Annotated in this window: 21 protein-coding genes; 7 read left to right on the top strand and 14 right to left on the bottom strand. The window is 67.6% G+C overall.

Features of this window, described 5'->3' with window-relative positions; translation table 11 throughout:
• Positions 1-43 precede the first annotated feature (43 nt).
• Positions 44-448, top strand: coding sequence for a flagellar biosynthesis repressor FlbT (locus ACS5RC_RS22030; protein ID WP_478346058.1), 405 nt, complete (start codon positions 44-46; stop codon positions 446-448).
• A gap of 77 nt (positions 449-525) precedes the next feature.
• Here the strand turns inward: ACS5RC_RS22030 and flaF are convergent, their stop codons facing one another.
• The 4 genes from flaF to ACS5RC_RS22010 all read right to left on the bottom strand — a co-directional run bounded on the left by flaF (position 526) and on the right by ACS5RC_RS22010 (position 3,806).
• A complete protein-coding gene (gene flaF, locus ACS5RC_RS22025; RefSeq protein ID WP_478346057.1) occupies positions 526-888 on the bottom strand; it encodes a flagellar biosynthesis regulator FlaF in 363 nt (120 codons plus the stop codon).
• A gap of 687 nt (positions 889-1,575) precedes the next feature.
• Positions 1,576-1,887, bottom strand: coding sequence for a hypothetical protein (locus ACS5RC_RS22020; RefSeq protein WP_478346056.1), 312 nt, complete (start codon positions 1,885-1,887; stop codon positions 1,576-1,578).
• Positions 1,888-2,063: 176 nt separating this feature from the next.
• Positions 2,064-2,597 carry a metallophosphoesterase family protein gene (locus ACS5RC_RS22015; RefSeq protein ID WP_478346055.1) on the bottom strand — a complete coding sequence of 178 codons (534 nt, stop codon included), beginning with the start codon at positions 2,595-2,597 and terminating at the stop codon, positions 2,064-2,066.
• An 81-nt stretch (positions 2,598-2,678) separates the two neighbouring features.
• Entirely contained in the window at positions 2,679-3,806 is a 1,128-nt protein-coding gene (locus ACS5RC_RS22010) for an FAD-dependent oxidoreductase (RefSeq protein ID WP_478346054.1), read from the bottom strand.
• A 174-nt stretch (positions 3,807-3,980) separates the two neighbouring features.
• On the opposite strand from ACS5RC_RS22010, the gene ACS5RC_RS22005 reads away from it, so the two are divergent.
• Positions 3,981-5,369, top strand: a complete 1,389-nt coding sequence (locus ACS5RC_RS22005) for a GNAT family N-acetyltransferase (RefSeq protein ID WP_478346053.1) — start codon at positions 3,981-3,983, stop codon at positions 5,367-5,369.
• 146 nt (positions 5,370-5,515) lie between these two features.
• Here ACS5RC_RS22005 and ACS5RC_RS22000 read toward each other — a convergent pair whose 3' ends face one another.
• The 4 genes from ACS5RC_RS22000 to ACS5RC_RS21985 form a co-directional block, all read right to left on the bottom strand.
• Positions 5,516-5,935 carry a hypothetical protein gene (locus ACS5RC_RS22000; protein ID WP_478346052.1) on the bottom strand — a complete coding sequence of 140 codons (420 nt, stop codon included), beginning with the start codon at positions 5,933-5,935 and terminating at the stop codon, positions 5,516-5,518.
• 564 nt (positions 5,936-6,499) lie between these two features.
• Positions 6,500-7,303 (bottom strand): nucleoside phosphorylase, encoded by an 804-nt coding sequence (locus tag ACS5RC_RS21995; RefSeq protein WP_478346051.1) that lies wholly within the window; start codon positions 7,301-7,303, stop codon positions 6,500-6,502.
• A 7-nt stretch (positions 7,304-7,310) separates the two neighbouring features.
• Positions 7,311-8,360, bottom strand: a complete 1,050-nt coding sequence (gene selD / locus ACS5RC_RS21990; protein WP_478346050.1) for a selenide, water dikinase SelD — start codon at positions 8,358-8,360, stop codon at positions 7,311-7,313.
• A gap of 185 nt (positions 8,361-8,545) precedes the next feature.
• On the bottom strand, positions 8,546-9,592 hold the full coding sequence (locus ACS5RC_RS21985) for a radical SAM protein (RefSeq protein ID WP_478346049.1): 1,047 nt from the start codon (positions 9,590-9,592) through the stop codon (positions 8,546-8,548).
• A gap of 296 nt (positions 9,593-9,888) precedes the next feature.
• Between ACS5RC_RS21985 and ACS5RC_RS21980 the strand changes: the two genes are divergently transcribed.
• From ACS5RC_RS21980 to ACS5RC_RS21965, 4 genes are all read left to right on the top strand, one after another.
• Positions 9,889-10,788, top strand: coding sequence for a putative selenate ABC transporter substrate-binding protein (locus ACS5RC_RS21980; protein WP_478346048.1), 900 nt, complete (start codon positions 9,889-9,891; stop codon positions 10,786-10,788).
• 24 nt (positions 10,789-10,812) lie between these two features.
• A complete protein-coding gene (locus tag ACS5RC_RS21975) occupies positions 10,813-11,484 on the top strand; it encodes an ATP-binding cassette domain-containing protein (RefSeq protein WP_478346047.1) in 672 nt (223 codons plus the stop codon).
• A 95-nt stretch (positions 11,485-11,579) separates the two neighbouring features.
• Positions 11,580-13,052: a PhnE/PtxC family ABC transporter permease gene (locus ACS5RC_RS21970; protein ID WP_478346046.1), complete on the top strand. Its 1,473-nt coding sequence runs from the start codon at positions 11,580-11,582 to the stop codon at positions 13,050-13,052.
• Positions 13,053-13,084: 32 nt separating this feature from the next.
• Positions 13,085-13,747 (top strand): DoxX family protein, encoded by a 663-nt coding sequence (locus ACS5RC_RS21965; protein ID WP_478346045.1) that lies wholly within the window; start codon positions 13,085-13,087, stop codon positions 13,745-13,747.
• A gap of 8 nt (positions 13,748-13,755) precedes the next feature.
• Here the strand turns inward: ACS5RC_RS21965 and ACS5RC_RS21960 are convergent, their stop codons facing one another.
• Both ACS5RC_RS21960 and ACS5RC_RS21955 read right to left on the bottom strand, forming a co-directional pair.
• On the bottom strand, positions 13,756-14,487 hold the full coding sequence (locus ACS5RC_RS21960) for a glycosyltransferase family 2 protein (RefSeq protein WP_478346044.1): 732 nt from the start codon (positions 14,485-14,487) through the stop codon (positions 13,756-13,758).
• Positions 14,484-15,554 (bottom strand): radical SAM protein, encoded by a 1,071-nt coding sequence (locus ACS5RC_RS21955; protein WP_478346043.1) that lies wholly within the window; start codon positions 15,552-15,554, stop codon positions 14,484-14,486. The genes ACS5RC_RS21960 and ACS5RC_RS21955 overlap by 4 nt, the downstream gene beginning before the upstream one ends.
• A gap of 326 nt (positions 15,555-15,880) precedes the next feature.
• Here ACS5RC_RS21955 and ACS5RC_RS21950 point away from each other — a divergent pair, with 326 nt between their 5' ends.
• Complete coding sequence (locus ACS5RC_RS21950) at positions 15,881-17,173, top strand: cytochrome P450 (protein ID WP_478346042.1); 1,293 nt, start codon at positions 15,881-15,883, stop codon at positions 17,171-17,173.
• A 12-nt stretch (positions 17,174-17,185) separates the two neighbouring features.
• Here ACS5RC_RS21950 and ACS5RC_RS21945 read toward each other — a convergent pair whose 3' ends face one another.
• The 4 genes from ACS5RC_RS21945 to ACS5RC_RS21930 all read right to left on the bottom strand — a co-directional run bounded on the left by ACS5RC_RS21945 (position 17,186) and on the right by ACS5RC_RS21930 (position 21,079).
• On the bottom strand, positions 17,186-17,431 hold the full coding sequence (locus ACS5RC_RS21945; protein WP_478346041.1) for a hypothetical protein: 246 nt from the start codon (positions 17,429-17,431) through the stop codon (positions 17,186-17,188).
• A gap of 340 nt (positions 17,432-17,771) precedes the next feature.
• A complete protein-coding gene (locus tag ACS5RC_RS21940) occupies positions 17,772-18,782 on the bottom strand; it encodes an SLAC1 anion channel family protein (protein WP_478346040.1) in 1,011 nt (336 codons plus the stop codon).
• Between the two features lie 172 nt (positions 18,783-18,954).
• Positions 18,955-19,227, bottom strand: a complete 273-nt coding sequence (locus tag ACS5RC_RS21935) for a hypothetical protein (RefSeq protein WP_478346039.1) — start codon at positions 19,225-19,227, stop codon at positions 18,955-18,957.
• Between the two features lie 556 nt (positions 19,228-19,783).
• Positions 19,784-21,079 (bottom strand): MFS transporter, encoded by a 1,296-nt coding sequence (locus tag ACS5RC_RS21930; protein WP_478346038.1) that lies wholly within the window; start codon positions 21,077-21,079, stop codon positions 19,784-19,786.
• Between the last annotated feature and the right edge of the window lie 70 nt (positions 21,080-21,149).

The following is a 21,149-nucleotide window of genomic DNA, read 5'->3' as shown; positions in this document are numbered from 1 at the left end:
ATGCCGGTACGGAACAGGACTCGGATTCCGGAGCACCGCCCGCATGCCGCTGCGTATCGAGCTGAAGCCCTTCGAGCGGCTGATCATCAACGGTGCGGCGATCCGCAACGGCGACCGACGTTCATCGTTCCTCGTGGAAACGCAGTGCAAGTTCCTCCGCGAGAGCGAGATCGTCACGGAGAGCGAGGCCGACACGGCCTGCAAACGGCTGCAACTCACCCTGACGGTGATCTATCTCTCGGATCAGCCGGCGGAGGCCGAAGCCTTATTCTACGCGCAGGCCGGCGACATTCTGGCGGCGGCGCCCAGCATGGCGCCCTACCTCGCAGCGATTCAGCTGGAACTCGAGGCGGGCCATCATCACGCCGCGATCAAGCGCGCGCGGGACCTCGTCGCGTATGAGCGTCAATTGCTCCACCGGCTCTCGCCGGGCGGCGACGCCGCCTGACGCCCGGAGCGCGGACGGCGATCAAGCCAGGTCGTCTCGCTCCCACCGCATCCCGGGCGAGGAAGCCGAGAGTCGGCTCAGCGGTTCTGCAGGCCCGCGGCGATGTTGTGATTGATGGCGATCAGGGCGTCGAGCTTGGCCCGGCTAGGCTCGACCATCGTGTCGATGATGCGGCTGAAGACGAAGCTGGCGAGCCCGGCGATGTTCTGCTGGAGGTCCAGCGGCAGCGGGCTCTGGGGATCGGTCGCCGCGGAGGCGATCACCGTCCAGACCTTCTGATTGAAGCTCAGCACCGCATTCAAGCCCGACGCTTGGTTCTCCCAGTCGTCCTGCACGGTCTGGAGCTGGCGGGCGGCCTTCAGCAACACGGCGGCCTCTGCCTCGCGCGGGGACATGGCGACCTGCGCGGTTCTGGCGTAGGCGTTTGCAGCGTAGCTCATGCGGACCGACCCCCCTCGTTATACCGCCGATTCGGCGTCCTCGGTGGAGCGGTGTCGCATGGGATCTTTAAGGGACGGTAAGTTTTCGCGCAGACGTCCGAACCACGCCGCAAAGCCGCCCGTTTGGAGCGGGACTTAGGACGTAGACGATCGGTGGCCGGAGCGGCGGCGTCCGGGAAATTGCGGGATGATGAATTTTCTGTTCGGAGCCATTGCCGGGGCGCTGGTGGCCTGCGTCGCCACGATCGCAGCTGTCCGTCAGCCGGACGTCCAAATCCGCCTCGGATTGCGGCCGACCCTCGCGCAATGCTCGGTTCCCGCAGCGCGGCCCGAGCCGGCCTGCCCGCAGACAACGGCGCCGGCCAGTGTCGGGTCGCCCGACATGCTGCTCTCTCCGCGCCGCTTCTGGTCGATCGCGCCGTAAGCCGACCGTCAGACGCTGCTCAGCAGGAACATCAACGCGGTCGTGGCGATGGTGGTGCTCACGAAGCCGCAGAGAGCAGCGGCGAAGGACGGGCCGGTCGGGAGGGCGTTCATCTCGGTGTTCATGACGGATCCTATGCGACGACCGGCGTCGGATTTGATGTGAGGATATGGTGAAGCTCGGCCCGCGGGTGTGCGGGCGCGCACCCGACTGAGCGATCGGCGCGCGAGGGGATCGTTCGTGTCGAAGCGGAAGGTCTCGGTTCAGTCGCAGCGGTTCAGGCGCTTGGCGATCCGCAGACCCCGCAACTCGCTGCGGAGATCGATCGCGATGACGCCGGCACCGCAATCCTCGAACGCGTCCCGTGCGTCGTTGTAGCGGTCTCCGACCTCGTCGAGGGTCTCGCAAACCCTGTCGTGATTGCCGAGCCGCGCTTCCTGACGGGCCTGAAACCGGAGCGCCGAAGCCTCATCGACCTTGCGCTGCGCCTCGATGCAGGCCGGGGCAGCGAGCGCGTTCTGCACTGCGAGAAGAAACCCGAAGCCGGCGAGGGAGAGAAGTCTGGTCTTCGCCACGGTGACACTGTCCTGGTTGGATCCGCACCCTCACGGGAACCGCCGGACGGCGAACGGATGCCTTTCCATCTTAAGCATTGCCGAATTGTTTTTCGTCCCGAACCAGCATCCGGACTTGGGACACAAGATGTCATGTCCGGGTCGCTCGCTAGATCGATGCCCTTCAAACGGCAGAGCTAGGATGATGGTTCCGCGGTCCAGGCCACTTTGCCTCGGCGGCGCGAGACGAGAATCTCCGCGAGGGTCACAGGTGCCGGCCCCTGCGCATCGACTCCGACATCGTATTGTTTCGGGATGGGCTTCAACTGGCCGTGCGAGTGCCCGTGCAGGTTCAGGGCTCCCCGCCCGATCCCGTTCCAGGTCCGGAAGGCATAGTGGCACAGCACGAGGTTACGGCCATCGACCGCGATCTCGGCGTAGCTGCCGACCCAACTCCACCCGGGCGCTTCGCGGGTCGCAGATCCGTCGTTGTTGCCGGTGATCAGCTTCTTCGTCCCGCGCAGGCCGGCCAGCAGAGCGCGGGTTTCCTCCGGGCTCGGACCGAGCGCGAAATCGCCGAGGTGCCAGACCTCGTCGGCGTCCCCGACCCGTTCGTTCCATGCCGCGATGAGCGCAGCGTCGTGGGTCGGAAGATCCGGATAGGGACGGCGATCCAGGCGCAGGATGCGCGGATCGCCGAAATGCGTGTCGCTGGTGAAAAAGACCGTCACGGGGATGGCTTACGGGTCCTCGGACAACGCTCGCGATCCAACGTCGCGATCGGACACAGGGATCCCCGTCACGACTGCCAATCAGGTCCCGGCGAATTCGCGCCGACCCCGCCATGCGCCGGTGCCGAGCCTGATCATCAGGCGCAGCCAACGCTGAGTCCGCCGCAGGAGGCTGGTTCCGACGGAAAGCGTCCGCAGCGCATGGGTCTTGTGAGCCGCGAACGCATCGGACTTCCGCTTCACGGGATCGTCGTAGAACGCCGCAATCTCGCGGGCGCCGATCGTGTCACGCGCGAGCCAGCGGGGAATATGGACGCTGCAGAGGCGCTCGACATCCGTCAGCACCTTCTGGGTTCCCGTCCCGGATGCGGGACAGGCCGTGGCGAAGGCGTCGCCGACGAGCACGATCCCCGGGCGCACGGGATCCTGGACGGTGTAGAGATCCGTCGGACGGATCCGAATGGGGCCCGCGACCGCATAGGCGCCGATGAGCTGCGAAAGTCGGGGTGCGATCCGTTCCAAGGCTGCCACCGGATCCTGCTTGAAGTCCAGAAGCCAGGGGTCGCGCAGGTCGCGATAGGTGAACAGGTTGACGCGCATCCGCTCGCCGATGCGGAAGATGTTGAGATAGGCCATCCGATCCTCGGCCCGGTCCGAGACATAGTTCAGGGACGGCACGGCGAAATTGCGGCCATCCACTCGGCGAATGTCGAACCCGATCGTGACCGTGTGGCAGCGGCTGATCAGCCGGCGTTGGATGCCGATGGCCTCCAGAAGATCGGTGTGCAGGCCGGTCGCGACGACGACGAGGCGTGCCTCGATCTCCCCACCCGATCGCAGCGCAACCCTTTGCCGGCCGCCGGCCGAGCGGATCTCCGTTGCCGTATCGACCCGGTAAGCGGCATGCCTGCAGGCCTCGGCTCGCACGGCGTTCACGAAGGCCCCGTAATCGAGCCCGTACTGATCCAGGGCGATCTTGTCGACAATCTGGCCGCGCCGGGCGAGCCAGAGCTCTCCGATGTATGACAGCTGGCCGGAGAGAGCCTCGCGCAGGCCGGTCGCCGCCAGCAGCTGCATCTGGTGGCCGTCGAGCTTCTCGCAGCGGAAATCGGCGGGGTAGCGCGCCTGCGGATCGACGACGATCGTGGAGATGCCGACCCGACCGAGCATGGCCGCGGCGACCGACCCGGCGAGGCCGCCGCCCAGCACCACCACGTCGGCTGAAGCCATCGCCCATGCTCCCTCGCGGTGCGGACGAACAAGATCCGCGACGCCAGGATCTAACTCGGACGAACGCCACGGTCGTGCGGGCAAAAGCATGAGCGCGCGGGCTAAAGCGCTAATCCTCTATCTCGGTTCTCCTAAGCCGGAAACCGGGCTCCTATGACCCGGATCCGTGGCGTTCCGACTGTGGCCGACTCGAAAGGGAGACATCGCGCCGTGATTCTGCAGCGATGTACCGGTGCCAGCCGGTCCGATGCAGCGGTGATCCGCGCTGCCGAGGAGAACGGTGCTGCGATCGTCGGCCGAACGCTCTACGGAGCGTTCCATCGAATGGATCAGCGTGTGACCCCTCACGGTCCGGACCTCGTCGCGCCGCCGCGGATGGCCGCGCCGAGCATCGCCGTCGAGAGAGCCGACGCTGCCCGATTCTGGGCTGTCCGTGCGGATTTCCAAGCCCTCGCCGCGCGAGCCGCGTGGCCGAATCCGTTCGCGGATCCGGGCATCGTCGCAGCTGCGGTGATGTCCGATCCGAAGGTCTTCGTGCTGCTCGCCTGGGACGCCACGGACGATTCCGCGCCCCACCGCCTGATGGGAGCTTGGCCCCTTACCCTCCGACGCACCTGGCCGTGGCCTGTCCGACACCTCACGACGGCTATCAACCCCCTCGCCTATGTCGGCGCGCCGGTTCTCGAAGGGGACCACGCCGTCACGGTTTTCCGCGGCTTCCTGAGCTTCCTCCGGACATCCCAGCTGCCGCGCATCGTCGAACTCGGCGATCAATATGCCGAACCGGAGCAGATCGCGGTGCTCGAGGCCGCCCTGCGCGGGGAGCAGGCGGCAGCGTCCGTGCTGCACCGGCGGCGGCGCGCCGCGCTCCAGTCGCGACCGGGCAAGGCGATGGAGTTCCTGTCGTCGCAGAATCGCAAGAAGCTGAACCAGAAATGGCGGCGGCTCGAGGCGCTGGGCGTTCTGCGAGAAGATGTCTGTCGCGACGGCTCCGCGATCGCGGCAGCGCTCGACGAATTCCTGCTCCTCGAACGATCCGGCTGGAAAGGGCGGCGGAGCGAACGCGGCCAAGCGGTCCTGCTCGACCGGCGGAAGGCGACTTTCCTGCGCGAGGCGATGCGGCGTCTCGCGGAGGAGGGTCGCGTCGCCTGCCGCACCATCCGTCTCGACGGGCGGATGGTGGCCGGTCAGATCGTGATCTTCTCCGGCTCGGGCGCAGCCACCTGGATGACGACCTACGACGAGGCCTTGAGCAAGCACTCTCCCGGTATTCTGCTCCTGCGGCAGACCACGGCCGCGCTTCTGGCAAACCCGGAGGTCACCTTCACGGATTCCTGCAATGCGGTCGGCGGCGGGTACATGGCGGACATGTGGAAGGACGATGTCGAGATCGCCGATCTGGCGATCGACGTCTCTTCCGGTACTGGAATAAGACTTCGGCTGTTCACGGTCGCGCAGCGCGGACGACGCCGAGCCTGGAGCCACCTGCGCGCGCTCTACCACTGGACGAAGCGTCTGCGCGGCAGATGGCCGGCGGCCTGATGCGCCCAGCCGGCCAGGACGCAGCGCCCGCTCCCGAGCCCAAGCGACCCCGCGGGCGACCGAGGAAGGTCGTTCCGGCCTGATGCGGGGGACCTGGTGATGCGATCACCTCTGACCGTCTCCGTTCCGATCGACCGGACTCCGGATCAGGACGGAGGGCGCGTCGCGTCGCCGATCGGCTTGATGCTGACCTGCCGTCCGGCCAGTGCCGCGAGTTCACCTGTCACCACGATCCGGACTGCCGAGGGAGCGCCGGTCGCGGTGAACCCGAGGGAGGGCGGCACGACCATCAGTTGCCGACGATAGTTGAGATGCGCCGGCGCGACGGCACACCCGACGAAAGTCTCACCGACATAGACCTCGATCCGGCCGGGATCGTCCGACGGATCCATCTCCGTCGCGGGGCTGTCCCACCAGACCTTGATGAAGAGCCGCTGAGCCCCGTCGTCGGCGCGCGCGGGCGGCAGCAGCGCCAAGATGATGAACACGACGATGCTGGCCGCGCGTCTCAGGCTTGGCGATGCCGGAGCACCGGATTCGCGCGCGGATTGCAGGATAGCGAGCATCGGTTATCTCCGGTCGTTGGACCGAATTCCGGCGGCGTGTCGCGCTGCCGATCAGCTGTGCCACATCGGCACGCAGTGGTTAACGTCTGGTTAACAGGGCCCAACTCGGAGCATTGGCGTCCATCGAGTGAGCGCAGCCATCCCTCGGATATCTCGATCTGCTCAAACGGCGCTCTCGTAGATCTGCGCGTACTGGCCTCTCAGATCGCGATGATCGGGATCAATACCGATTTTTTGCTGCAGCGACGGATTTTCTCGGCCGTTGTGTTGCCACCAGCCCGCGCACTCGACGGTTCGACCCCATCCGGTCCTCAAGCATCGCATAACTATCGCGTTCAATCGAAACCAGGATAGCACCTCGCTGTGACGCCAGATGCACGGTGTTAAACAGTGAACCCCGTCCCGCCTTTTTCCCGTGATCCATCTAGGACCGCCGTGAAGACGCTAAGGGTTTTGTTCGGAGGCGTCTGGTCAAGGCCGCACCGGATATGGGTGCCTTGATCGATTGCCACGCCTGCAACCGGCATGCCTTGAGGTCGGAGCGTGCCGGCGTCCAGCGGCCCCCTAACCGGGCCCGAACCACGCCGCCGCAACCGCGGCGACAAGGCGGAGCGCCGCCGTCGCACCGTTTGCGTCGCCTTTCTCGAAATCTCCCTCCTGACCCATCTGGTTCGTCACGTGTGCGAAGCACAGAACCGACCTGCCCCGCGCCTCGGCGAAGGCGTAGAGTGCAGCCGCTTCCATCTCGACGGCGAGGATACCCCGTGCCCGTGCCGCCGCGATAGCTGCTCCGGTCTCACGATAAGGGGCGTCCGTGGTCCATGTCGCGCCCCGCTCCACTGGCTCGCCGATCCCGCCGAGGGCCGGGGCAATAGCGGCGATCAAACCGGCATCGGCTGCGGCGAACTCGGCCGGCGGCAGGTAGTGATAGCTGGTGCCCTCGTCGCGCAAGGCCGTCTCGATCAGGATAAAGTACGGCGGCGCACGCGTGGCGGTTATCTGTCCCGACGAGGTGATGCTGACGAGGAGTTGGCACCCCGAAGCGAACATCTGCTCAGCCACCAGCACGGCATAGGGAGCGCCGACCGCGCAGGCCACGACACCGACCTCCCGGTCGCCCAGGGCGAACCGGTGGAGTTCGCTGTGGTAGCAGGCCCAGTCCGTATCGCGTTGGGCCTGCCCGGTCGTCCGCAGATGGCGCAGGATGTCGCCGTCCGGGTCGAGCATGCAGAGCGCCGGGAGGCTGCAGCCACGGAGCCCGCGCTGACGGCGTGCCTCGCGCAGGAGGCTCTCAGGTGTGAATTCTGAGGCCGCCCCGTGTGCCTTATCGCGCAGGATCGGAGCGTTTACCGCGTCGGTTCGGGACATCGTCGCGTTAGGCCGCGACGCGGATGCTGGGCGCACCCGCCTCGAACCGCCCGACAATCGCGGCTTCCGCGAACCCGGCAGCGCGGATCTGAGCGAGGATTGTCTCCGCACTCTCCGACGCGCAAGTCACGAGGAGGCCGCCCGAGGTCTGTGGATCCGTGAGGATGTGGCGGCGCCAATCCGGCAGATCGTCGGGCAGGCTGACCGCACTCGCCACACTTGCCCAATTGCGGTGCGAGGCGCCGGTCACGAAGCCCTCGCGGGCGAGCGCCTCGGTGCGCCGGAGCAAGGGCACGGCTCCAGCCTCAACGACGAACGTGAGATTCGCACCTCGGGCGAGTTCCAGGCCGTGGCCGAGAAGCCCGAACCCGGTGATATCGGTCATGGCGTGAACCTCGGCCCGCACAGCGAGGTCGGCCCCGATCTTGTTGAGACGCGTCGTGACGGCGACAAATTCCGCGTAGCCCGCCCCGTCGAGCGCTTCTCGCTTGATCGCCGCGGAGTAGATACCGACCCCGATGGGTTTCGTAAGGATTGCGACGTCGCCGGCCTGGGCGTCTGCGTTGCGGCGGATGCTGGTCCGGCCACAGGTCCCGATTACAGCGAGGCCGTAGATCGGCTCGGGCGCATCGATCGAATGTCCGCCCGCGATCGGGATGCCAGCCTCGGCGCAGGTCGCAGCGCCTCCCTGCAGGATTCGAGCGACGATCTCGGGCGCAATCTTGCCCAACGGCATACCCAGGATAGCGAGGGCGAATATCGGCTTGCCGCCCATCGCGTACACGTCCGAAATCGCATTGGTGGCGGCGATCCGGCCGAAATCGTGCGGATCGTCAACCATCGGGGTGAAGAAGTCGGTGGTGGCGATCAGGCAGGTGCCGTCGTCAAGCGCCCAGACCGCAGCGTCGTCGGCCGTCTCGTTGCCGACGAGCAGGCGCTCGAACGGGCCGGCGACCGGCTGTTCGGCGAGGAGTTTGTGCAGAACCGCGGGATCGAGCTTGCAGCCGCAGCCGCCGCCATGGGCGAGGCTGGTCAGGCGGACCGGTGAAGAGGTCATGGCGTATTCCTGTGGCGGGGCGGCCTTGGACGCATTCGGATTCGAGGACGGCTTATCGGACGCGGGGGACCGTCCGGTACATCAGAACGCGGTCCCAACGTTCGCGCGTGCCGATGGTTTAGACGGCCCATTCGTCCGCCAAGCACCCAGCAACCGTTCTCAGAGATGTCATCGGCAATTTTATCTCAGGTCTGCGCATGCGCTGGCCGGGCCTGAACGATGGTGGTGCAGGCGCTCTCGAGCTTCGGCAGATCGCGGGTCGGCGCCATCCTGATGGTAAGCGGTCGGTGCTCGCCGCGGACGATAGGGCAGTAGGGATCGGCCTCGTCAAGGCGCTGCATCAGCCGCCGCCGTCCGGCGCAACCGCCGTGGCAGACGGCCGCATGCTCGCACCCCCGACACGGACCGGGAAGTGCGCGAACCGCAGCGAACGGCGCCGTCTCGACGATACCCGCGCCGACCTCGCGAAGGGTGTCGAGCCCCTGTCCGGTGCCGCCCCAATAGACGCAGGGTTGAACCGTAGCTCGGGGCGTGACCCGTACGGTACCAACGCCGCAGCCACCACTCCGGACCGGCAAGCCTGCCATGGCTCGCACCAGAGGCTCGCCGATCGCGATGACGTCGGTTTCGGCGAAAAGCCGCTCGAACCCGCTCCAATATTCCTCAAAGGTCAGCGCAAAGGCATCGCTGCGGACCGCCTGATAGACATTGATGCGCAGCGGCGCATTGAAGGAGCCGGCAATGGCCGCAATCTCGTGCAGCCGATCGAAATTCGTTCGCATCATCACGGCGATGAAAGTCACGCCGACGCCAAGCGCACGGCAGCGCGTGGCCTGTGCCATCACGAGGTCCCAGTTGCCCGTGCCGCGCTGTGCGTCCTGTTCCTCTTGGGTCGGATAATCGATCGAGAACTCGACGTCGGCGAACGCCTGCACGGCCGCGTCGTCGATGACGGCGATCGAGTGGCCGTTCGAAGTGATGGTGAGCTTGATCGGCTCCGCACGCAGCAGATCGAGGAGAAGCGGAAATTGCGGGTGCATGCCATTCTCGCCGGTCCCCAAATTGACGGACCGCACCGGCAGGCTGTCGAGAACTACGCGGACCTGTTCGGGTCCGAGGCGGTCGAGCCGATCGGGATCGCGGTAGCAGAAATTGCAGGCCAGATTGCATTCGTTGGTCAGACCAATTCCGAGGGAAAAGGTCTGCTTCGGAGTTGCGGGCGCCGGACTCATGGAGATCCTATCTTGGCATCACGTAGCGAACCGCGGAGAATTGGCTTGTTGCTGAAGCCATGCGATCCTTCGCACGGAGACGGCCGCTGCCGACATCACATTTTCAAAATGACCCAGCGTGGAGCACCGGACGCGAAGCTACGGGTCACCCAGCGTGCTACGTCTGTGCAAGCACTACGAATGGTAGGTCGGCGTCGCTGCGGAGCGTATGCTGCGGATGCGCGGCCCTGCAATTGATTGGACATCGGCGGAGGTGCGGCGTCGTTCAAAGCGGAGCCGAACCGAGGGAGCATGCGATGCGGAAACGACAGCTGGGCGGATCGTTGGTGCTGGGTCTGGTCTGCCTCATCGGAACCGTGGCGGTACAGGCGCAGGATGCCGCCAGGGTCGCCGCCAAGCCGACCTTCGTCTTCACAGGCATTCCCGATCAGGACGAGAGCCGCCTCGTGGAGCGCTTCGGGAAGGTGGCCACCTATCTTGAGGGCAAGCTTGGCGTCCCGGTGAAGTACATCCCGGTAAAGAACTATCCAGCGGCGGTAACGGCATTCACCAACGGACAGGTCCAGCTCGCGTGGTTCGGTGGCTTCACTGGCGTACAGGCGCGCAAGGCCTCTCCCGGCGCGCAGGCCTTGGCCCAAGGAGCGGAGGACGCCGCCTTCAAGACCTATTTCATCGCCAACGCGAAAACCGGGCTGACGAAGGACGCTGCGTTCCCGAGAAATATCGCGGGTCGGACCTTCACCTTCGGTTCGCGTGCCTCGACTTCCGGGCGTCTGATGCCGGAATATTTCGTCCGCGAGGCCTTCCCCGGCAAAACGCCCGACGAGGTGTTCGCCCGGGTCGGATTCTCGGGTGATCATAGTCGCACGATCCAGCTCATACAGTCCGGCGCGTTCGAGGTCGGTGCGGTCGACTACTCCGTCTGGGACCTCGACACCAAGGCTGGGAAGGTGGACCCGAAAGAAGTCACGGTGATCTGGGAGAGCCCGCCCTTCCCCGACTATCAGTGGACGGTACGTGGCGATGTGGATGCGATCTATGGAGCGGGCTTCACAGAGAAATTAAAGAGCGCCCTGGTTGGCATCAGCGATCCATCGATCCTACAGCCTTTCGCTCGCTCGAAATTCATCCCCGTGAGTAACGCCGCCTACGAGCCGGTGGAACGCGTCGCGAAATCAACGGGTTTGCTCGACTGAGTGGACGCGCCGGTGCCCCCTGTGTTGACGGAGCCCGACATCGTGCTCAACGGCGCCGAAGCCGCGTATGACGGCAGGCCGGTGCTGTTCGGTATCGACCTGACGATCAGGGACGGCGAAAGGGTCGCTCTGATGGGCCGCTCTGGGGCAGGAAAGTCGACGCTGCTCGGCCTGATTCATGCGCAGGCGCGAGCGCGGGTCGCGTTGATTCCGCAAGCCGCCGCGCTGGTGCGCACGCTATCCGTATTCCACAACGTATACATGGGCCGGCTCGACCAGCACTCAACGCTCCACAACTTGCGCACCCTCGCCCTGCCTTCTCGAGCCGACGTCGACGCGGTCCGCCAGGTTCTCGATGAGGTCGGCCTCGCCGCGGAGTTGCGGACGAGAGCCGGCGCCTTGTCGGGCGGCCAGCAGCAGCGCGTCTCGGTCGCCCGCGCCCTCTATAACGGACGCCCGATCCTGATCGGCGACGAGCCGGTTTCCGCCCTGGACCGCAATCAGGGCGGAGCCATCCTGGACCGTCTAGCGCGCCGCCATAGGACCCTGGTTCTCGCCCTACACGACATCGGGCTCGCGCTGGCCCATACGGATCGGATCGTCTTGCTTGAAACGGGCCGCATCGTCCTGGACGCCCCTGTCCGCGACCTTGACGAAGCGGCACTGCTTCCGTTCTTCCACGACGAGGCCGCGTGAGTTCGCTCCGCCCCGCCGCCGGCCGCTTCCTGACGGGCCGGGGCTATGCCGCGGTCAGTCGCTGGTTCCTACTCGGCGCTCTCGTGGCCCTGGCTTTGGCCGACCTCAGGATAACCAGCCTCGATCCATGGGCCGACCTCCGGCGCCTGCTCGGCGGACTGATCCACCCCGACCTCCTGTCCATCGAGGGCTGGAGCATCGTCTACACCGTGGCCTTCGCGACGCTCGGAGTGAGCCTTGGCGCGAGCGCCGGCTTCGTCCTCGCGATCACTTTCGCGCGCTCGCGCTCGGTGCGCCTGCTCTGCACGGCGTTGCGCTCGGTGCACGAGCTATTCTGGGCGCTCCTCTTGATGCAGGTCTTCGGGCTGTCGGCGACGACCGGGATCCTGGCCATCGCGCTGCCCTACGCGGGCATCTGCGCCAAAGTCTATTCGGAGATCATCGAGGAGGCCGATCTCGCCGCGCTGCGCGTCCTACCCGAGGGCACCAGCGCGATCTCGGCCTTCGCCTACGGCCGGCTGCCGGAGGTGGCCGCGGCATTCCGGCACTATACGCTGTATCGCTTCGAGTGCGCCCTGCGCTCCACCCTGGTGCTCGGCTTCATAGGCCTGCCGACCATGGGCTTCTACCTCGAATCGGCCTTCCGACAGGGACGCTACGCCGAGGCGGGGGCGTTGCTGTTGGCGTTCTACGCGCTGATCGGCTCCCGGCGGCTGTGGATGCGGATCTCGACCCTGCCGATCCTCCTGACAGCGAGCATCGTCGCCCTGCCCGAGACCGTCGGCGCCACGAACCTGTTTGCCAGCTTCGCGCGCTTTATCGGCCACGACATCGTCCCGGCCCCCCTCCGCTCTGGCGCGCTCCTCGATACCAAGACTTGGTTCCAGCTCGGGGCTTGGTTCCGACCTATTCTCACGCAGCAGATCCTGCCCGGCGCAGCCCAGACGCTCGTTCTGGCGCAGATCGCGCTGGTTGCTACCGCCCTTGGAGCGCTCCTATTGTTCCCGCTGGCCTCGCGCCGCTTCGCCGGTCCGATCGGCCAACCCTTCGGCCGCGTCGTCCTCGTCGTTGTTCGCTCAACGCCGGAATACATGCTCGCCTACGTCCTATTGCAGATCGTCGGTCCCTCTATGCTGCCGGCGATCCTGGCGCTGACGATCCACAATGCGGGAATCGTCGGCTACTTGATGGGCCGGCACGCAGACAGTCTCCCGTACCGTGCCGACGCGCCGACAGGGGTCAATCTCTACGCCTACGAGACGGTGCCGCGGCTCTACGGGCAGTTCCTCGCCTACCTACTGTACCGCTGGGAGTTGATCCTCCGCGAAAGCGCGATCTTCGGCATCCTTGGCGTCACCACACTCGGCTTCTACGTCGATGCCGCGATATCCGAGCTGCGCCTCGACGTAGCGGTCGTCCTGATCGTCGCGACGGCGCTACTGTCGGCACTGGTCGATGCGTTGTCACGCGCCCTGCGCCGATCGCTGCGCCTGACCGACTTTCCGACCCGGCTGTCAGAGCCGCTGCGTGCGCCTGTGGACAGCCTGGCGCGGCCGATCTGCCCGTGACGGATTAACGAACGATATCCGAGGCCAGAACCATGCGGACGGATCCTTTCAGCGACTCATGGCTGTTCCTGATCGGGGAGCAAGGCGATCAGATCAGCCGCGGGGCAGGACGCTGGCTTATCGTCGCCGTGTTCGCGCTCTTAATCCTCGGCAGCCTGATCATCGCCGTGCGCGAATGGATCGAGGAGCCTGCGAACCGGACAGCACGCGACCTGTCACTTTGGGGACTCCGACTGCTGATTGGATGTATGTGGTTCCAGGGAATGCTTTGGAAGCTGCCAATCTTTACGACGGACAACGGATTATTTTACTGGACTGGCGAGGAAGTGAAGTACGCCGCCTTTCAATTCCATCGAGACCTCGTTCAAAACGTGCTGCTGCCGACCCCGCAGTTCTACGTCCTTAACATCGCGGTGTTCCTCACGGAGCTGGCTTTCGCAATCTCGCTGATGCTCGGTCTCGGGGTTCGGCTTACGGGCGCAATCGGCGTGGCCTTCGTGGCCCAGCTCTGGCTTGGGCTTTACCAGCATCCGCAGGAATGGCCTTGGAGCTACGTATTCCTCGGCGCCTTGATGGGACTGTTCAGCGTCTTGGGCGCCGGTCGTTGCCTCGGCCTCGACGCGGAGCTGCGCCGCCGCTTCCCGCCAGCGTTCACGAATGGTCTCGTCGGTCTGTTCGTACGTGTGGCAACCTGATGGGGGCACTACCTCGCCCGGCGGCGTTCACCCGCCAAAGTTCGGGCGAGACGGAGGAAAGTCGCGCCAATAACCCATGTGGCGCGCAGCCCGACGCGCCAGTCGCCGGACACCTTCGATGCGCCGCCTCGACGCACTCGCTGGCCGACATCGATCTCGACACAGCGTAGCCCGGCCGCCGAGACGCGCATCAGCATCTCGAGGTTCCAGCCATAGGTTTCGTCGCACATGCCGAGCTCTGCCAGAGCATCGGCGCGGATAGCCCGAAACGGCGACATATCGGTGAAGCGCACGCCGTAAGCGGCGCGGATCAGCCATCCGGCGAGATGACCGGCCACGATCTGCTGGACGCTCATTGAGCCGGGCTCGCGCTCCCCAAGGACTCGGGAGCCCTGAACGAAGTCGGCGCGTCCGCGGCGGATCGGTTCGAGCAGGTTGGGCGTCCTGTCGAGACGGTCGCTACCATCACCATCCACGAAGAGCACGATTCCGGTCTCGGGGGCCATCGCCGCGATCCCGGCCTGGATCGCGCGGCCGTAACCCCTTTGCGGTTCGAAGATCACCCGCGCGCCGGCCGCCTCAGCCCGCGCCGCCGTCGCGTCGCGCGAGCCTCCATCGACGACGATCACCGCATCGGCGCCGTACACGCGCAGCCCCTTCACGACCGCACCGATCGCGGTCTCCTCCTCAAAGCAGGGTACGATAGCGGAAACGAAGGTCGGCGGGAGCGGACTTCTCACAGGCTCCAGCGCAGCCCGCAATTGGCGCAAGCCTTCGGCGGCGCGTCCGAAAGAAGGTGCTCTCGGAAAACCGTGTAGGCGGCGCCATTCCAGATTGCCCGAAGGGTCTGCTGCGTGGCGTCGCCCAACGTGTAGTTCTCATAGCCGCGCTGGGAGAACGGAGCGATGCAGCAGGGAAGCGCTCGCCCATTGGCTGTAACGTACATCACGTTCCATGGCCGTCGGCACAGGGACCAAGGTGACCCATCATCGTCGCGCCTCAGACTTATTCCAGGTTCGCTCGCGGCGCCCGAGGCCGAAAAGGTAAGCCCGAGTTCGGCAGCGAGGGATTGGGCTTGGGTTAGGTGGTCGGCCTCGTCGGACGCCAAGCGCTCGTAGAGGGCCTGATCCGGCCGGGCCTTACCGATGGCATCGGCGTCGAAATAGACGAGGCGCTGCAGGTAGACCTCGCGCACGCCGGCCTCGGCCGCGACGCGCACGAAGGCGGGCAGCTCGGGCAGCGTCTCCTTGAGCCCGGTGAGCCAGGCCGAGACGCGGGGCGTGGTGTGGCCCTCGCGCTCCTGCAGCGCCCGGAAGGCGCGGACGTTCCTGAGGATGCGCTCGAAATAATCCTTGCCGCGCACGGCGATGTAGGAAGCCCGCGTCGCGGCGTCGAGGGAGACCCGCAGCTCGTCGAGCCCGGCCGCGATCAGGGCGCGGCCGTTCTTCTCCGACAGCACCGTGCCGTTGGTGTTGAACAGGACGTAGGTGCCGCGATCCTTGAGATAGCGGACCATGCGCGGCAGGTCCTTGACCAGCATCGGCTCGCCCACCCCGTGCAGGACGGCGCGGCTCAGATCGGGCAGCTGATCGACGATCCGGGTGAACAGCTCCCAGCTCATGTCGGCCGGCGGCTCGAGCTCGACATAGGTGCGCGGGCAGGTGGTGCAGAGCAGGTTGCAGCGGTTCGTCACCTCCAGATAGAGGCAGACCGGCGGACGCTGCACCACGGCCTCCGCCTGCGCGGGCGCGGCCTCGTGGTAGCGGCGCGGATCGACGCGGATCGCGGAATCGGCGAGGCCGGTCATCGATGCGCTCCCCTGGGCCCGCGCGGCGCGCCCCGCCGGATCGGAGGGGGCTCGGCCGGGCGACGCGAAGGACCCGGCACAGGATCGTAGAGCATGAATCCCCCCTCCGTCAGGCCCCTGCCCGGGACCGCGCGCGGACGCCGCGGGGCGGCGCGCGCAGACGCTGCCAGGACGGTTCGCCGAGCCGCCGGAATGGTTACGCCCGTCCTGGAGCCGCGAGCGCCCGGCATCCGGGCCGAACCGTCGCGGCATTGCGCCTGAACCCGGTCGCGGCGACCCGATTGTTCCGGTATCGGGGCCGGCCCCCGGCGGGAGGACTGGATCGGATGCGATCGAACCGTGCCCTGAGCGAACCCGGACACGCGGACGCGCTGCCGCGGGATCCCGCCTTCGACAGCACCCTGTCGCTCCTGCGCGAGGGCTACGCCTTCATCCCGAACCGCTGCCGCCGCTTCGGCACCGACATCTTCGCCGCGCGCCTGATGCTCAGTCCGGCGCTCTGCATCTCAGGCGCGGAGGCGGCGCGCCACTTCTACGACGGCCACCGCTTCACCCGCCGCCACGCCCTGCCGCCGAGCGCGTTCGCGCTGATCCAGGACCAGGGCAGCGTCATGGTGATGGACGGGGAGGCCCACCGGCGCCGGAAGGCGATGTTCCTCTCCTGCGTCGGGCCCGAGGCGGTCGGGCGCCTCGCCGACCTCACCGTGCGGCACTGGTGGGCCGCCCTGGCCGAGTGGCAGGGCCGGGAGCGCGTCGTCCTGCTCGACGCGGCCCATTGCGTGCTCACGGCGGCGATCTGCGAATGGGTCGGGCTGCCGCTCTCCCCGGCCGAGACGCGGGCGCGCGCCGCCGAGTTCGCCGCGATGATCGACGGCACCGGCTCCATCGGCCCGCGCAACTGGCGCGGCCATCTCTACCGCGCCCGCACCGAGCGCTGGGCGCGCGGGATCATCGCGGAGATCCGCGACGGTCGCCGCGCGGTGCCGGAGGGCGCCGCCCGCACCATCGCCGAACACCGCGACGCCGACGGACGGCGGCTCGACCTGACGATCGCGGGCGTGGAGCTGATCAACATCCTGCGCCCCACGGTCGCCAATGCCCGCTACGCGGTCTTCGCCGCGATGGCGCTCCAGGCCGATCCGGGCCTGCGCGAGGGCCTGCGGACGGAGGATCCCGAGGCGCGGCGCCGCTTCGCCCTCGAGGTTCGCCGGTTCTACCCGTTCATCCCCTTCATCGGCGGCCGCGTGCGCGAGCCCTTCGACTGGCGGGACCACGCCTTCCGGCGCGGCGACTGGGTGCTGATGGACCTCTACGGCACCAACCGCGATCCGCGCCTCTGGCGCGATCCCGGCCGGTTCGATCCGGATCGTTTCCTGCGGGAACCGGTCGACCCCTTCACCCTCGTCTCGCATGGCGCGGGCGAGGCCGCGGGCGGCCATCGCTGCCCCGGCGAAGGGATCACCCAGATCCTGCTGGAGACGATCGCGGACCTGCTGGTCAATGGGATGCGCTACGCGGTCCCGGAGCAGGATCTCACCCTCGATCTCGCCCACATCCCGGCACGTCCGCGCAGCGGCTTCGTGATCGGGAGCGTGCGGCCGGAGGCCGGCCGTGCCTGAGGGCCCGGATGCTCAGTGCCGGATCAGATCCTTGACGCCGTCCGCGGCCGAGACCGTCTCGGCGAAGCGCATGATCCGGCTCAGGCTCGGCTCGGAAAGGCCGCCGGCATTGGCGAAGGTCGCGAGGGCGAAGCTGACCAGGAGCTCCGCCTCGTCCTGGGTCATCGCCCGGCCGCTCAGGGTGCTGGCCGCGCCCTTCACCGCGAGGGCGGCCTGCCGGAACGCCGGATCCCCCTTCAGCTCGTCGAGACGCCTCATCGATCCTCCCGGCCTCCGTACCCCGGCCCGCAACGACTTTCGACCCGACAGGCGTTCGGCCCGCCGGATCCGGGAATGTCCTATCCGATCCGATGCTTCGGATCCTGCATCGACATCAATGCACGGAGCGGGCCCCGGTTTCTGAGCGGCCTGCCCCTCGCTGTGCGACGCAGCCGCCCGGACCGGCATCGGCGCGGCCGTGCAGGCGCCGCCCCCGAGGAAGCTAGCGGGTTCAGAGGTCTCGTGCGCAAATCCGCTCGCCCTTGCGGGGGCGGAACAGGCGCGGGCTCCCTCCGCGATGCGCGGATGTACGCGCCCGCATGGGCGCGACGGCGCCGGTTCAGCCGCTGAGGGCCCGCAGCTCCCCGCGCAGGATACCCGCCAGGGTCCGCACGGCGAGGGCGCCGATGAGGCCCGTCGCGAAGGCCAGCAGAAGCAGCGCGAGCCCGTCCGCGACGGGGTTCGCCGCATAGGCCGCGTAGCGCAGGGCGGCGCCGGCCATCGCGGCGGCCGGGAAGCTCACGGCCCACCACGAGATCCGGAACGGGCAGGAGCGCGGCAGATCGCGCAGCAGGCCGACGAGGATCGCGAACACGAACAGCCCGATCAGGAACAGGCTCTCGGCGAAGGCGTCGATCCGGCCGGTCGTCGCCGCGTAGCTGGAGAAGCCGACCGCGAAGGGCGCGACGAGGATCATCAGCGTCGGCCGCAAGGCCGGGGCCAGCGGCTCCTCGAACACGAGCCTGGCGAAGACCAGGGTGAAGAGCGGCACCGCGAAGAACAGCCCGACGGCGAGCGCGAACAGCGTCAGCGTCCCGGTATGCGGCAGCGCGAGGACGGGTGCGGCGAGCGGAACGTCGAGCAGGCCCACGACCGGCACGATCCAGGCCGGCGTCGCGTGCGCGAGCTGCTGCCGGCTGCTCATCCAGCGGCTGACGATCACCACGGCGAAGACCACCATGCCGGAGGCCGCCAGGATCCAGACCGCCTGCGCCAGAACGCGGCTGATCCCGACCAGGACGAAGGGCAGCAGCAGGAGGCTGATCAGCACGGTGCCGAACAGGTTTCCGGCGATCGGGTGTCGGAATTCGGCCCGAACCGCCTCGGGCGCGGTCACGGCCTTGGCGGCGTAGGCCGCTGCCAGCACCAGGAAGGTCGCGAGCGCGATCCAGCCGAAGAGGTCCGCGATCAGCGTGGGGAGGCCGTAGCGCAGGCCCGCCAGCCGCCATGCCGCGCCGAGGCCGGTGAGCCCCATCACGGCGCCGAAGAGGCCGACGGGCAGGTACTCGAAGCGCGGCGCCCGCTTCGCCCGCGCAGCCGGTGGGCTCGGCTCGGCAGCCGCGATCGTCATCGCACAATCCCCGCTTGTCCCGCTCAGGTTGCATCGAACGCTGTCGCGCAATCGAAGGCAAGAGCTCGACCCCGGGGTATCGAACCCGCGGGATCCGATGCCGGATCGGTTGCGGCGGCTCGGCCGGCATGCCGGATCGCCCCGGCCCCCGGCCGGGATCCACGGGGGCGCCTCAGCGCTCGTTCTCGTCGGTGCGCAGGAGGGCGCGGGCGACGAGGTGCAGCAGCCCGCCGGTCAGGATCGAGACCGTCGCGATCGTCAGGACCTGCAGGCCGCTGACGCCGGGGCGGGCGCCGAAGCTGTAGGCCAGGATCGAGCCGCAGGTTCCGGCGGACACCACCCCGGACGCGATCGTGTTCAGCCATGTCGCCGACAACCGTCGACGCTCCCGGTTCACTTCGACCATGCCGCCGCCCACGCTCGGAACATCGAGGTTTATTGTCATGTATCAGGACATCAAGCAGAAGTTGCACGATGACCGAGCGGGGGCGCCGGCGCAAGAACAAAAAGCGAACATCGGCGCAGCGCAGAGCGGAATGCCGTGCAGCCGCTGCAGGGTTCCGCCTGTGGACAGCTGTGGATGACGGGCCGCCCGGCACGGACCTCCGACGTGTCGCGGCCGGGCGCGGCGTCGGCGCCCCCTCCCCGCCGGACCCGTCGCGTCCCCGCATCGCGGATGACGCCCACACGGCCTTTCGCCCCTCGTCGCAGGCGCGTGTGGATCCACGGCGACGCAGCCCGGGCGTTTGGCTCTTCCACCGCCCGGGCGCGAAGGACCCGCACCGCTCTCAAATCTGCGGGACAGGCGAGATCGATGCCGGTTCTTGTCGGGCCGCAAGGCCCATGGGGAGGGACGCGCGGATGCAGGCAGCACGTCCGCTGCTTGGTTCAGGGCCACGCGGCGGCCGCCCGGCATCCCGCCGCAACTTGGGCACCAGGCCTTGGGCGCCGCGCCGTGTGCGCCGCGGTGCCAGTCCCCCTCGCGGGCGGCGGTCGCGCCGTTACTCGGCCGGCAGGACGCGGGGCACCGCCACCGTCTCCGGCTCGAACGGTCGCTCGGGATGCATGAAGAAGGCGAGGCCGGCGCCGAGGAGGAGTAGGCCGATCGATCCGGCGAAGGGCAGCACCCAGTTCCCGGTCATGTCGACGATCAGCCCGAAGGTCAGGGGCGAGACGATCGCCGCGAAGGCCGAGCCGAAATTCATCAGCCCGCTCGCGGTGCCGGCGAATTGCGGGGCGATGTCCATCGGCACCGACCAGATCGGGCCGATGACGAGTTCGAGGAAGAAGAAGCCGGCGCTGAGCAGCAGCGCCACCAGCGTCAGATCCTTGGTGAAGAACACCCCCGTGAGGCAGGCGGCGGCGACGAGCATGCCGACGCAGATCACGTTGCGCCGCGCCCTCTGGAGGTCGCCCGTCCGCCTCAGGATGCGGTCGGAGATCACGCCGCCGAGGGTGTCGCCGACCACGCCCGCGAAGAACACGCCCGAGGCGAACAGGGCGGAGTTCTTGATGTCGAGCCCGTAGCCCTCCTTGAAGAAGGACGGCAGCCAGTTGAGGTAGAGCCAGAGCGACCAGCCGTAGCAGAAATAGGTCAGCGTGACGGGCGCCATCCGGGGCACGAGCCGGCTCCAGGGCACCACGGGCCGGGGCGCCGCCAGCGTCCGCGCGCCGATGGCGAGGCGGTCGAGATCCTCGGGGGTGACGGCGCGATGATCGCGCGGATCGTCACGGTAATAGACGTACCACACGGCCACCCAGACGAAGCTGATCAGCCCGAGCAGCACGAAGGCGCCGCGCCAGCCCACGAGAGCCATCAGCAGGACCACGAAGGGCGGCGTCAGGGCGTTGCCGAAGCGGGCGAAGGAATGGGTGATGCCCTGCGCGAAGCCGCGCTGATCCTTCGGCACCCAGGATTGCATGGCGCGGGTCGCGGTGGGGAAGGTCGCGCCCTCGCCGAAGCCGAGGGCGAAGCGGGCGAGGAAGAGCGAGACGACGCCGCCGACGAAGCCGGTGGCGATGGTGGCCGCCGCCCAGATCAGGCCGCAGAGGAACAGGGTGCGGCGCGCGCCCCAGCGGTCGGCCATCACGCCGCCGACGATCTGGAACACCGCGTACGGGTAGGCGAAGGCCGAGAAGACGAGGCCGAGCTCGGTGTTCGACAGACCGAGCTCGCCCTTGATGGCCGGGGCGGCGGTGCCGACGTTCACCCGGTCGACGTAGGTGATGAAGTACATCAGGCAGAGCAGGAACAGCACCAAGCCGGGCGCCGTGACGCGTCTGGGGATCGTGATCATGCGGCGTTCTCCCGTGTCGTTCGGATCTGCCCGGTCTGCGCCGGGTCATTGGGGGCGGGGTCGTGCGGGC

This window comes from Methylobacterium sp. HJ2 (assembly GCF_056431005.1).
Note: the sequence above shows the minus strand (reverse complement) of the source record. Positions and strands in the feature narration are given on the sequence as shown.

Bases quoted from the DNA above. Each gene is read 5' to 3' on its own strand.
- ACS5RC_RS22030 (WP_478346058.1), top strand. From the start codon at position 44: ATGCCGCTGCGTATCGAGCTGAAGCCCTTCGAGCGGCTGATCATCAAC.
- flaF (WP_478346057.1), bottom strand. From the start codon at position 888: ATGAGCTACGCTGCAAACGCCTACGCCAGAACCGCGCAGGTCGCCATG.
- ACS5RC_RS22005 (WP_478346053.1), top strand. From the start codon at position 3,981: ATGACCCGGATCCGTGGCGTTCCGACTGTGGCCGACTCGAAAGGGAGA.
- ACS5RC_RS22000 (WP_478346052.1), bottom strand. From the start codon at position 5,935: ATGCTCGCTATCCTGCAATCCGCGCGCGAATCCGGTGCTCCGGCATCG.
- ACS5RC_RS21995 (WP_478346051.1), bottom strand. From the start codon at position 7,303: ATGTCCCGAACCGACGCGGTAAACGCTCCGATCCTGCGCGATAAGGCA.
- selD (WP_478346050.1), bottom strand. From the start codon at position 8,360: ATGACCTCTTCACCGGTCCGCCTGACCAGCCTCGCCCATGGCGGCGGC.
- ACS5RC_RS21985 (WP_478346049.1), bottom strand. From the start codon at position 9,592: ATGAGTCCGGCGCCCGCAACTCCGAAGCAGACCTTTTCCCTCGGAATT.
- ACS5RC_RS21980 (WP_478346048.1), top strand. From the start codon at position 9,889: ATGCGGAAACGACAGCTGGGCGGATCGTTGGTGCTGGGTCTGGTCTGC.
- ACS5RC_RS21965 (WP_478346045.1), top strand. From the start codon at position 13,085: ATGCGGACGGATCCTTTCAGCGACTCATGGCTGTTCCTGATCGGGGAG.
- ACS5RC_RS21955 (WP_478346043.1), bottom strand. From the start codon at position 15,554: ATGACCGGCCTCGCCGATTCCGCGATCCGCGTCGATCCGCGCCGCTAC.
- ACS5RC_RS21950 (WP_478346042.1), top strand. From the start codon at position 15,881: ATGCGATCGAACCGTGCCCTGAGCGAACCCGGACACGCGGACGCGCTG.
- ACS5RC_RS21945 (WP_478346041.1), bottom strand. From the start codon at position 17,431: ATGAGGCGTCTCGACGAGCTGAAGGGGGATCCGGCGTTCCGGCAGGCC.
- ACS5RC_RS21940 (WP_478346040.1), bottom strand. From the start codon at position 18,782: ATGACGATCGCGGCTGCCGAGCCGAGCCCACCGGCTGCGCGGGCGAAG.
- ACS5RC_RS21935 (WP_478346039.1), bottom strand. From the start codon at position 19,227: ATGACAATAAACCTCGATGTTCCGAGCGTGGGCGGCGGCATGGTCGAA.
- ACS5RC_RS21930 (WP_478346038.1), bottom strand. From the start codon at position 21,079: ATGATCACGATCCCCAGACGCGTCACGGCGCCCGGCTTGGTGCTGTTC.